At 43.6% G+C, this 11,923-nt stretch carries 13 protein-coding genes; 11 read left to right on the top strand and 2 right to left on the bottom strand.

The features are described from left to right. The first annotated feature begins 29 nt into the window (after window positions 1-29). From prfB to CSV68_RS12510, 10 genes are all read left to right on the top strand, one after another. Window positions 30-1,131 (top strand): peptide chain release factor 2 gene (gene prfB, locus CSV68_RS12555; protein WP_099634907.1). Its coding sequence is split into 2 segments (ribosomal slippage): window positions 30-101 and window positions 103-1,131, totalling 1,101 coding nucleotides; the frame shifts between segments, so codons are not numbered across the junction. Between the two features lie 763 nt (window positions 1,132-1,894). Beyond that, window positions 1,895-2,236: a cytochrome c551 gene (cccB, locus tag CSV68_RS12550; protein ID WP_099634896.1), complete on the top strand. Its 342-nt coding sequence runs from the start codon at window positions 1,895-1,897 to the stop codon at window positions 2,234-2,236. A 196-nt stretch (window positions 2,237-2,432) separates the two neighbouring features. Beyond that, window positions 2,433-3,119: a cell division ATP-binding protein FtsE gene (gene ftsE, locus CSV68_RS12545; protein ID WP_099634897.1), complete on the top strand. Its 687-nt coding sequence runs from the start codon at window positions 2,433-2,435 to the stop codon at window positions 3,117-3,119. Beyond that, entirely contained in the window at window positions 3,109-3,993 is an 885-nt protein-coding gene (ftsX, locus tag CSV68_RS12540; protein ID WP_099634898.1) for a permease-like cell division protein FtsX, read from the top strand. The genes ftsE and ftsX overlap by 11 nt, the downstream gene beginning before the upstream one ends. Before the next feature lie 25 nt (window positions 3,994-4,018). After that, window positions 4,019-5,362, top strand: coding sequence for a murein hydrolase activator EnvC family protein (locus CSV68_RS12535; RefSeq protein ID WP_233192921.1), 1,344 nt, complete (start codon window positions 4,019-4,021; stop codon window positions 5,360-5,362). Window positions 5,363-5,435: 73 nt separating this feature from the next. Beyond that, a complete protein-coding gene (locus CSV68_RS12530; RefSeq protein ID WP_099662299.1) occupies window positions 5,436-6,089 on the top strand; it encodes a hypothetical protein in 654 nt (217 codons plus the stop codon). Further along, the gene (locus CSV68_RS12525) at window positions 6,086-6,673 is read left to right on the top strand and encodes a peroxiredoxin family protein (protein ID WP_099662298.1); all 588 of its coding nucleotides are present in this window, start codon (window positions 6,086-6,088) and stop codon (window positions 6,671-6,673) included. The genes CSV68_RS12530 and CSV68_RS12525 overlap by 4 nt, the downstream gene beginning before the upstream one ends. 70 nt (window positions 6,674-6,743) lie before the next feature. Beyond that, a complete protein-coding gene (locus CSV68_RS12520; RefSeq protein ID WP_099634901.1) occupies window positions 6,744-8,171 on the top strand; it encodes a S41 family peptidase in 1,428 nt (475 codons plus the stop codon). 174 nt (window positions 8,172-8,345) lie between these two features. Further along, the gene (locus tag CSV68_RS12515) at window positions 8,346-9,518 is read left to right on the top strand and encodes a PDZ domain-containing protein (protein WP_099662297.1); all 1,173 of its coding nucleotides are present in this window, start codon (window positions 8,346-8,348) and stop codon (window positions 9,516-9,518) included. Window positions 9,519-9,532: 14 nt separating this feature from the next. Then, complete coding sequence (locus CSV68_RS12510) at window positions 9,533-9,784, top strand: CsbA family protein (protein WP_029052497.1); 252 nt, start codon at window positions 9,533-9,535, stop codon at window positions 9,782-9,784. Window positions 9,785-9,896: 112 nt separating this feature from the next. Here the strand turns inward: CSV68_RS12510 and CSV68_RS12505 are convergent, their stop codons facing one another. Together CSV68_RS12505 and CSV68_RS12500 are read right to left on the bottom strand one after the other, a co-directional pair. After that, window positions 9,897-10,199 carry an AzlD domain-containing protein gene (locus CSV68_RS12505; protein ID WP_099634903.1) on the bottom strand — a complete coding sequence of 101 codons (303 nt, stop codon included), beginning with the start codon at window positions 10,197-10,199 and terminating at the stop codon, window positions 9,897-9,899. Further along, window positions 10,199-10,921: an AzlC family ABC transporter permease gene (locus CSV68_RS12500; RefSeq protein ID WP_099634904.1), complete on the bottom strand. Its 723-nt coding sequence runs from the start codon at window positions 10,919-10,921 to the stop codon at window positions 10,199-10,201. Before CSV68_RS12500 ends, CSV68_RS12505 begins: the two co-directional genes overlap by 1 nt. A gap of 106 nt (window positions 10,922-11,027) precedes the next feature. On the opposite strand from CSV68_RS12500, the gene CSV68_RS12495 reads away from it, so the two are divergent. Next, window positions 11,028-11,660: a TVP38/TMEM64 family protein gene (locus CSV68_RS12495; protein ID WP_099634905.1), complete on the top strand. Its 633-nt coding sequence runs from the start codon at window positions 11,028-11,030 to the stop codon at window positions 11,658-11,660. Window positions 11,661-11,923 lie beyond the last annotated feature (263 nt).

The following is an 11,923-nucleotide window of genomic DNA, read 5'->3' as shown; positions in this document are numbered from 1 at the left end:
AAACAACCACTCAGGAGGAAACAATTATGATGGAATTATCCGATGTTCGCAACGAGTTAGAAAAAACCGCTAAGAAATTAGTGGACTTCAGGGGGTCTCTTTGACTTAGAAAACAAAGAGACTAGCATGCAGGAGTTAGATGAAATGATGATGGAGCCAGGCTTCTGGGACGATCAAGATGCAGCTCAGAAAGTTATTTCACAATCAAATGCATTAAAAGATGTAGTAGGCGAATATCACGAGTTGAGTGATACGCAAGAAAATCTAGAGATGACGCTTGAACTGCTACGTGAAGAAGCAGATGAAGAGTTACAAGACGACCTGATATCCGAATTAAAAGAGTTCAAAAAGAAGATGGATCAATTCGATCTTCAAATGTTATTAAGCGATGAGTTTGATAAAAATAGTGCAGTAGTTGAAATACACTCAGGCGCAGGCGGCACCGAGTCTCAAGACTGGGCATCGATGCTGCTTCGTATGTACACGCGCTGGGCAGAGCACCATGGCTTTAAAGTTGAGACGCTCGACTATCAAGCAGGTGACGAAGCTGGCGTAAAGTCGGTCACACTTGGAATCAAAGGGCATAATGCCTATGGTTACTTGAAAGCGGAGAAAGGTGTACACCGACTCGTTCGTATCTCACCATTTGACTCTTCCGGTAGACGCCATACTTCATTCTCTTCCATTGAAGTGATGCCGGAGTTTGAAGGCGATATCGAATTGGATCTAAAGACAGAAGATATTAAGATTGATACGTATCGTTCAAGTGGCGCCGGCGGACAGCACGTTAACACGACGGACTCTGCTGTGCGTATGACTCACCTTCCAACGGGTGCAGTCGTTACGTGTCAGACTGAACGTTCACAGATCAAGAACCGTGAACGTGCGATGAATCTTTTGAAGGCGAAGATTTATCAGATTCGCGTAGAGGAAGAGGAAGCACGCTTGGCGGATATCCGTGGCGAGCAGAAGGAAATTGGTTGGGGTAGTCAGATTCGCTCTTATGTTTTCCATCCATATTCGATGGTGAAAGATCACCGTACGAATGAGGAGACGGGTAACGTTAGTTCTGTGATGGATGGCGAGATCGACCAGTTTATCAATGCGTATTTGCGTTCAAGAATATCTTAATCATATAAAGGCAGCTGGGCAGGTCATTTTTTAATGACTTGGTTCGGCTGTTTTTTAATTAATGAGAGTATGTTCATTGTGGATTTTGAGTAGAGAGGCTGGCGTGGCTGTTGGGGTGGGGGATTTACACTCCGGAGGGGACGCTCTCCTGAGGGCTCGCGGTGAGCTGATCCTCTGGGAATCGCCCCTCCTACGCGTAAATCCCTACAATGTAAGTGAGTGGCAATTAGTACAGTTCATAATCAGTTGGCTTGGCTGTTAATTTTTAAAGATAAGATACTTGTGTATTTAATGAAGGATTTAGGTAATGATAAAACATTACCCTTTTGCTTACTTTTTATAAAAAAATTCATGGAGTTTTTTCTCTTGTTTAAATTGAAAATGGTTACTTTAAATGAAAACGTGTCTTATAATTGTTTCTGTATGTGAACTCTTGTCACAATTACACGTGGAATATTACAAAGAGGTTACAATATTACAGACTATGACAAAGAGTTATCTTTATTCACTCTAAATCCCGTGGTAGACGCTGAATTTCCTCGCTATTTTAATCATGTGACCAAATTTAATGTTTACTAACTAGAAATTTGGTCAATACTATATATGTACTTACTACCAAACCGTCTTTTTATGGGGTGTAACAGACGAAAACCATGATTATCCTTGATAATTTGTAACTTTGTCATCACTATTCACCATAAATCGATGGATATTTGGTATACTACTTATGTTAGAAAAATTTTAATAAAAGGGAGGGTATTACATGAAGAACAAACTATTAGCTACACTCTTCGGAGCGGCACTAGTTCTTGGCGCTTGTGGTGGTGGCGACGATAACGCTGCACCAAAAGACGATGCTGCAAACGACAACGGTGCAGCTACTACTGATGTAGATGCAGAAGCAGTTGTACAACAAAGCTGTGCGTCATGTCACGGAGGAAACTTAGAAGGTGGAGCAGGTCCAGCACTTGATAAAATTGGTGCATCACTTTCTGAAGAAGAAATCCACGACGTGATCGTTAACGGTAAAGGCGCTATGCCTCCTGGTATTATTCAAGGCGAAGAAGCAGATGCAGTTGCTGCTTGGTTAGCTGAAAAGAAATAATGAACATTCCGATCGTCTCCAAGATTTTCTTGGAGACGATCTTTTTTTGTACATAAATCCGTAAAATTTACTATTTTTTACTATTCCGCTTGCTTGATCAATTGATACATAACTGTAATACATGATAGAGTAAAGCCCATGCTATAATAAAAATGGCGAATATGAGAGAAAAACAAAATTCAGGTGGTTATGATGTATGATTGTAATGAAAAATGTATACAAAAAGTACCCGAATGGTGTTGTAGCCTCTAACGGAATTCATGTCGAAATCGAAAAAGGGGAGTTTGTGTATGTTGTCGGGCCAAGCGGAGCAGGTAAATCCACGTTCATTAAAATGATGTATCGTGAAGAAGTCCCGTCTAGCGGATTGATTTACTTTAACAATACGGAACTGACAAAGATGCATAGACGAGATGTCCCTTATTTGAGAAGACAAATCGGCGTAGTATTTCAGGATTTTAAACTTCTGCCTAAACTGACTGTCTACGAAAACATTGCGTATGCGCTGGAGGTAATCGAAGAATCACCGAGCGTAATTCGTCAAAAAGTGACAGAAGTGCTGAAATTAGTAGGGCTCACCAAGAAAACGAGAATGTTTCCAAATGAACTGTCAGGTGGAGAACAGCAACGCGTGTCGATTGCACGATCGATCGTCAATCAACCGAAGCTTGTCATTGCAGACGAACCGACAGGAAATTTAGATCCAGAGACTTCATGGGAAATCATGAAGATTTTTGAACGGATAAATGCACAAGGCACCACGATCATTATGGCTACACACAATAAAGATATTGTGGATAATCAACCACATCGCGTGATACAGATCGAAGGCGGACTCATCACACGAGATGAGAACGAAGGAGAATACTCCAATGAAATCTAGAACAGTACGACGTCATATACGGGAAAGCTTCAAAAGTCTTAGTCGAAACGGCTGGATGACCTTTGCATCGGTAAGCGCTGTTACCGTGACTTTATTATTGATTGGCGTTTTCATTGTCATCATGATGAACTTAAATCAATTGGCTGACAACATCGAAAATGATGTGGAAATCAAAGTAGTCGCGGAACCAGGAGCTAGTCAAGAAGAAGTCCAGGATCTATTGAAGGAAGTTAAAGAGACCCCAGGTGTTGCCGAAGTCAAGTATTCCTCAAGAAAACAGGAATTGGAGCGAATGATTCAATCTTTCGGTGATGAGTTAGCGCTCTACAAACAAGACAATCCCCTCGGTGATGCATTATATGTCAAAGCGGATGATCCGAAAAACACGGCATCCATCGCAAATGAAATCGCCACGTACACGTATACGTTTGACGTAGAGTACGGTGAAGGTAAGGTAGAAAAACTTTTCAACGTCTTGAAAATAGGACGAAACATCGGACTGGGCTTAATATTGGCGTTACTGTTTACGGCCATGTTCCTCATATCGAATACGATTCGACTTACCATTGTGGCAAGACGAACTGAAATCGATATTATGAAATTGGTCGGTGCAACAGATAGTTTCGTGCGGATTCCTTTCATGCTTGAAGGCGTGTGGCTTGGAATCTTCGGTGCGATTCTTCCGATGACCCTCATGACGATATTTTATTCGAAATTGTATGATTTCTGGGAAGGACGTTTGCAAAACCAATTATTCCATTTGCTCGATCCTAACCCGTTCCTATTACAATTAAACTTTTTACTGCTATTCGTTGCCGTCTTTATTGGCGTCTGGGGTAGTTTCATGTCAGTTAGGAAATTCTTAAAATCGTAATTTTTACTAAGGGGAGAACTCGGATTTGATAAAAAGACATAGAATCATTTCAAGTGTCCTTGCGGTTTGTTTGCTTACCACAACGGTTGGCAGTGCAGATGTATTCGCGGACTCTCTGAAAGATTTGCAGAATGAAAAAAATGCAGCAGAAGTGAAGAAGAAAAATTTAGATTCTACTATCCAGAAAAAAGAGACACAAATACAGGAAAAGCAGTCAGCAGTCGATGTGCTGGTCACTCAAATCAAAAAACTGAATGACAAAATTGAAGAGACCAATCAAAACATGGATCGGATCATTGCAGAAATGAATCAGACCAAAATTGAAATTGAAGAACTTCAAGCTTCTATTAAAGAATTAGAGATTCGGATCCAACAGCGAGACGAAGTATTACGTGAGCGTGTTCGCGTGATGCAAGTCAAGGGAAATAAAGTCAGTTATTTGGACGTACTTCTTGGCGCTAACAGTTTCGCGGATTTCATTGACCGTTTCTCGGCAGTTTCTACATTGATGGATGCAGACCGAAAAATCATTCAACAACAAGAAGATGATATGGCGTTGCTTGAAGAAGAAAAGAAGCTTGTTGAGGAGAAGTTAGCTGAACAAGAAGAGCGCAAGAAAAAAATTCAAGCAATGAAAGATGAACTGCATAACCAAAAGCTTGAAAAAAGAGATGTAGTTAGAGAACTCGAAAGAAGCCAAGAAAAACTTTCGGGTGAAAAAGGCGCATTAGAAGAAGAATATAGCGAAACGGTAGCATTCAGTTCAAAACTGGAAAAGAAAATTATCGCAGAACAAAATCGTTTAGCGGAAGTCGCTCGTAAAGAGCAGGCAAGAAAGCACAAGTTACAGCAGGAAAGATTGGCAGCGGAAGCAGCAGCGGCTGCAGCTTCTAGTCGTTCAGGTGCTTCTGCAGGTGCCTCTTCAAGTTCAAGTGCCACCCCGCCTGTTTCAAGCGGGTCTTGGACAAAGCCGACAACGGGTAGTTTTAGTTCAGGATTCGGCTGGCGGACTCACCCGATATCGAAAGTGAAAAAGCAACACCGTGGAATGGATATAAGCGCACCGACAGGAACTCCGGTTGTAGCAGCAGGAGATGGAGTCGTATCGTACGCGGGTAGTATGGAAGGTTTCGGTAATGTGGTCATGATTACGCACTCCATGAAAGGTCAAATTTTGACGACTGTATATGGGCACCTTTCAACGGTTGGTACTAGCTCAGGACAATCTGTCGATAAAGGTCAATTAATTGGAGCGGTCGGTTCGACAGGTTTCTCTACAGGTCCACATTTGCATTTTGAAGTGCACGTAGGAAACTTCTCTGCCACAGGTCCTAGTGCAGTCAACCCTTTGCATTACGTTTCTTTTTAATATAGCATGAAATGAAAACCTGCCTGAAAAGGTGGGTTTTCATACGTTCATAGAAAGAATAGGGGGATTGACGATGCCGGTTACGCAGTACTATCCAATCGGTTCGATTACGATGCCGTCATCATGGATTGCGTTCATTGCGGGTTTCCTAGTGACCTATCTTTTCATTCGCTTATACTTTGGTAAAGTACATGGCGCGCGAGTCGGTGATCTATTTTTCAATGTCGTGATCATTTGGAAGGTATCTGTGATAGTAACTGATTTCTCTATGGTTATAAAAAATCCACTGTCCATTCTTTATTTCCACGGGGGAACAGTAGGCTGGATACTCGGGCTAGTCGTAGCCGGATTATGGATGCTCCGACAAGTATATAAAGAGAAGTGGAAGCGTATCGATAAATGGACGCTATTGCTTGCGTTGATCTGTTGGCAAGCTATCTATCAAATCGCTATGGCCTTTCTAAATGAAGGTAATTTGGTAGTGAAAAGCACAACGATTCTTTTATTTGTCGCGGTCTTTGCATTGTCGTGGTGGAGTGAACAAAAGAAAATCAATACAGTGAGCGAACTTGCATTTGTCTTGGTAGCGGTTCATTTTCTCGTATCCGCTATTCAAGGAAATTTACTGAATACAGCATTCATCACGACTATTTTCATCGGTTTGTTCATGTGGGGAGTAGAGCGAGCTACGGCGCAACCGATAAGTGGAAAGGAAGAGGTAGAGTGAGTAAGAAAACGCTTGGCTATATGATTACGGCACTCGTGATCGGTACATTGATCTTCATCATGGTGCAAAATACAGTTGGACAGAAAAATCCTGTGGAAGCACCGATCACACAAGTAAATCCAGAAAATGCATTGCAAGGGGAAGAGGAAGGTTTGGAGCAATATTCACCTGCACCAGATTTTACACTTGAAACACTTGCAGGCGAAACAGTGACGCTTTCCGAGTTGAAAGGAAAGAAGGTTATTTTGAATTTCTGGGCAACATGGTGTCCTCCATGTAAAGCAGAAATGCCGCATATGGAAAGTTTTTATTCGAAACTGACGGATGAAGACCAAGTAGAACTGATCGCTGTCAACGTTACGGAATCCGAGAGACGAGGTATAGGTGAAGTAGAAACGTTTGTAGATTCGTATGAATTAAGCTTCCCGATTCCACTAGATAAAAAGGCGGAAGTCACACATAAATATGGTGTGATGTCGATGCCAACAACGTATATGATTGATACGCAAGGGCGCATTGCACAAAAAGTCATTGGACCATTAGATGAAAAAACATTGAATGAATTAGTCGATTCCATGGACTGAAAAAAGAGTCTGTTCTCGTGTCGTAACTTCTTGTCTCCCTTCATATAGTGAAGAGAGGAGGAGGTTATGAATGCGTAAGAGCAGGCTTTTTTTGGTGGGGGTGTTATTACTAATCGGCATCATATGGCTTAACGGCTGTGGTAAGCAGGAAGCTGTAAAGAATGAGTCGATCAGTAAGTTGCCTGTAGTGGATGAGGTGTTTGAAAAGATTCAGGAGAGAGCCGTATACCCAGTCAAGAAGGACGAGCTGATTGAAGGGGCGTTGCGTGGAATGACCGATACAATCGGCGACCCGTATTCGACGTATCTGACCGGTCAAGAAGCGGAGTCTCACCGGGAATCACTCGCGGGATCACGTGTAGGGATTGGTGCGGAAGTAACACGGACGAACGGCAAGTATATTATCGTAGCGCCAATTAAAGGGGGCCCTGCAGAAAAGGCGGGATTACAGCCGTATGATGAAATTGTACGTGTCAATGGCGAGCGTTTGGCCAATGAAACTTTACGCGATGTAGTCAATACGATACGCGGTGCAAAAGGGACGGAAGTGAAGTTGACCATTTTCCGACCTGAAGCGGATAAGCATATGGAATACACGATCACACGCGATCATATGCCCGTGCAGTCTGTATCGCATCACCTGATTGAAGAACGGGATGCTAAGCTCGGGTACATAGCGCTAAGCATGTTTGGTGAAGAGACATCCAAAGAGTGGCAAAAGGCTACGTCTGACGTCATTAAAAAAGGTGCTCAGGCAATCATCATTGATGTACGTGGAAATCCAGGCGGCTATTTGAAGGCTGTATCCGAAATTTCCAGTAGTCTATTGGAAGAAGATCGAACGTTCGTCGTGATGCAAGATGCAAAAGGGAATTTAACACCTGTCTCAACGGAGAAAGACGAGAATCTTTCATTCCATGAACGCTTGAAACAAATTCCGATTGTCGTCGTACAAGATGTCGGCAGCGCATCGGCGAGTGAAGTATTGAGTGCAGCGATCAAAGATCTGAAACGTGGCGAGATTATCGGCACGACGAGTTTCGGAAAAGGAACGGTACAGGAGACGATGGAATTATCGAACGGCGGAGAATTGAAGCTGTCGACAAGTAAATGGCTGACGCCTAAAGAGAAATGGATTCATGGCAAAGGGGTCACAGCAGATATTGAAGTCAAACAGAACACCTTATTCACGGAGCACTTACAGATGGTAACGGACACGATGAAGGAAGGGCATTTCAATGACCAAGTCGCTTATGCGCAACGCATGCTCAAAGCATTTGATCATCGCCCAGGCAGAACGGATGGCTATTTCGATCGTGAAACAGCAGAAGCCGTACAGTCATTCCGTACGGAGTATGAAATTAAGGAAGGCTATGATATGGATAGAGAATTTTTCATGGCTTTAAAAACAGCTGCGGAAGAATATCGAGCAGAGCCAAAGAACGACAAACAGTTGCGGATGGCGGTCGATTTCCTCGTCAATGAACTGGAAAAATAATAGCAGGGGCGGTTCGGCAAGGTCTTGGTAACGGGACACGCGCGAACGGCCTCTTTTTTCTTTGTGCAATTTAGCTTAATTTGGAACTTCCTTAAGAACTCTCTCGCTATTTTCCTTCTTTTTTTGTACAATGAAGAAAAGAGCTGTAAAGACAAGCGAGAAAGGTGACAGAAGATGTCTAGCGAACTATTACTTAATTTAAAAGATGCATTACTTTACTTTTTTCTGAATCCAGTCTGGCTAATTGCTTTAGTAGCTGCCTATATGCTGGGTAGTAAACGAGTAAGCCGTGAGCGGACAGATTTCAATGTGGGTATAAACAAAGGTTCCACTGAAATGAAACACATTCTTTCTGTAGGTTGGTTGCACGGTTTTGTCCTATCGATTCTAATCGCAGGCATAGGGTTAATCGTCGACTTTAACTGGATCATCATTTTATCCATCGTCATGTTGCTCGTTATTGTATCATTCTCCTACAAACTAGCATCACCGATCTACTATGCAACGATTGCGTTTTTTGCGCTATGGGCATTGGATCGATTTGCGGGAGACTTCTCAATCGGCACATGGTTTGTTCAGGAAGACCTGGACTTCTTCGGTACATTAGCTATAACGGTACCGATTATTGCAGGATTACTAGTAATCTCGGAGGGCTTATTAGTTCGTCGTCATGCGGCGCGTCATACGTCTCCAACATTCGTTCCGACACAGCGCGGAATGCGTGGTGCAATTTATCAGTCGAAGTTACTTTGGCTCGTGCCAGTGGTATTTTTAGTACCTGGACATATGGTAGCGGAATTTGCTCCATACTGGCCGCAATTCACGTTAGGCTCAGAGCAGTTTTCATTCATTCCGGTTCCTCTAGTGATCGGATTCTCTCAACTAGTGCGATCTACGTTCCCAGACGTACTACTCCCTAAGATGGGGAAAGCAATCGCTTGGCTCGGTGTAGCTGTCGTGGTGGTAGGTATTGGCGCGATTTGGATGCCGGTACTTGGTTGGGCGGCACTGCTTGCGGGCGCCTTATGCCGTGTCTTGTTGAGCGCTATGATTTCATTATCAGAACGCAACAAGCAAGTATTGTTAGTGCCTCAATCAGAAGGTGTCTATGTAGTAGCGGTTCTTGCCGATTCACCAGCAGAGAAAATGGGCATTGTCCCAGGTGATTTGATCAAGTCGGTGAACGGGATTTCGATTCATAATGAAGATGAACTGTATGATGCGATCCAAGTCAATGCTGCACACTGTCGTTTACAAGTTATCGGCCGCGATAAAGAAGTACGTTTGAAGCAACAAGTGCTGTTCCGTCACGATCACTTCCGTCTAGGTATTGTCGTTGTGCGATAAAAGGGGAGAACAATATGCATGATTTCGAAACGAAGTTGATGTTTGCGATGTTGTTGCCAGGGATATTAGTTGTGTTTTTTACGCGCGTGACATTTCATCACGTCGTTGGATTAATTTTGACAGTATCGCTCATTGCAGCTTCCGTCTATGCAGGGTATACGCATAACTGGATGTTGTATGTGGCGGATGCTGTATCACTAACAGTAGGTTTTTGGTTTGCGTCGCGCATGGTGAAAAACGCGCGACTGAATCAAGCCGAGGAGTGAAGAAAAGCGGTTTTCAAAGAGCATACATGCTTTGAAAACCGCTTTTTTGTTACGAATAATAGATAGTTGCTGTTTTAATCGTCTAGGTATTGGGGAATAGTGAGAATAAGAGTTAAAATAAACTATACACAGCGAGCGCCGCAATTGTACCAATCACAACAAACATCACGTCGAGGCCGATGAAGGCTAAAGCGAACGCTATCACGGCACCTAGTATACCGAAAAGGATATCATCTTGGATATGTATAATGGCCGGAAAAATTAGTGCACCGAGTACTGCAAAGGGAATATTGCGCAACACGCCACTGACGATTGGCGGTAATTCCTTGCCATCAAGAATGGTTAACGGAATCATTCGTGGCACATACGTGGCGATGGCCATGCCGAGTAACATCCACCAATAAGTAGATCCCATCAGTTTACCTCCTTCTGTTCGGTAAAGCGTTCGACGTTTTTAGTACTTTTTACATATAGAATCTCAACAAATATAGCGGACATAAGCGTCGCTACCAATATCGACCAGCCCGTTGATAATAGGTGCGTGTAATAGAGCGCGCAGTGAATAGCTGCCGCAATCGCTGCAAGCAACACCACTTTACGATTGCCTTTCATAGACGGGACGAGCAGACCGATGAACATTGCATACAGCGCAACAGACATCGCTTGTTGTAGAAACTGTGGTAAGTTGGCCCCAATGACGTGACCTACTGCTGTGAAAATCACCCAACTACTATAGGCAATCAAGGCAACACCAAATGCAAAAGCGGTCGTAATCTGTCGATTCTTTTGCGTGGCGAGAACAGAAAATGTTTCATCCGTAATACCAAACGCATAGATCGCTTTCTTCCATCTTGGCGCAGGTTCCACTTTTTCACTTAGGGCAGCTGTCATGAGGAAGTGCCGGATATTGACAATAAATGTATTCGTCACTATGAGCCACGGAGCAACGCCGGTTGCGAGTAAGCTGAGCGCCATATATTGAGCCGCTCCTGCGTAGACGAATAGACTCATTGCGGTTGCTTCAATAATAGAGAGGCCAGTCGTTTTTGCGAGCAGTCCGAACGTAAGCGCAACGGGAAAATAGCCGATGGCAATACTCGACCCTGCTTTCAGGCCTTGGGAAAAGGTTGTATTCATTAGGCAGCCCATCTTTCTTTTACCAATCTTGGAGCTAGTATACTATAATTCAACAAATTCTACAGCATTATGACTAAAAATTATGAAATCAGTGAGGGTGTTGGCGATGAATGAATGGCTATCAATTGATAAAGTGGAGGAACTAGCAGAGCAGTATGAGGCGCTAGGTTTTTTTATGGGGTTAATTCCAACGTTTTTGGAAGCATTCCTACCGTTTCTGCCGCTCTTCGTCTTTGTAATCGCCAATGCCATCGCATTCGGTTTTTGGCTAGGCTTTGCACTTTCCTGGGCTGGAACGGTAGCGGGTTCGTATGTCGTGTTCTTGCTCGTCCGTAGATTTGGTGGCAACAAGTTCTTCTCGTTCTTGACCCGTCCCAAAAAAGTACAACAACTGATTCAATGGGTAGAGCGTAATGGCTTCGGTCCGTTGTTCGTCTTAATTTGCTTTCCCTTTACGCCTTCCGCTTTGGTAAATCTCGTCGCGGGCTTGTCGAATATGAACAAGAAGAATTACTTGTTTGTCTTGATGCTTGGGAAGCTCGTGATGATCATGATGATTACGTTTATCGGCTATGATGTGCGCGCACTCGTCACGCAACCGATCCGTACGCTGATTATGTTTGTCGTGATTTTCTTGCTGTGGTTGGTAGGGAAATGGTTTGAGCGCAGGTTGACGCGGAAGGTGGAGGACGACTTCAGAAGTTTTTCTAGTGTGCATGGTGAGGGTAAAAAAGAATAAAGGTTAACGGTTCCTGTCTCTCTTTTCTTTCGGTACAATGGAAGAAAGAGCGGCAGGATTTTTTGATCGTAATTATAGAGTGGGTGGCATCGTTGGTCACGTCATTCTGTTGGGGCGTTGCTCGACTGGTTGTTGGGGGACTGAAGTTAGTGAGTGTCTGCTTTCTAGACCCGCGCAGGCACGTGGGGGATTGCCTACAGCCAGGAGCCAGCTGGCGGTGGTGCTGCCAGTTGTCTCCCGGCCACGGCCTACCCCGCAGTTGT

The organism is Sporosarcina sp. P29 (genome assembly GCF_002743265.1).
Taxonomy (GTDB): domain Bacteria; phylum Bacillota; class Bacilli; order Bacillales_A; family Planococcaceae; genus Sporosarcina.
This window is presented reverse-complemented; position numbering and strand designations above follow the sequence as displayed.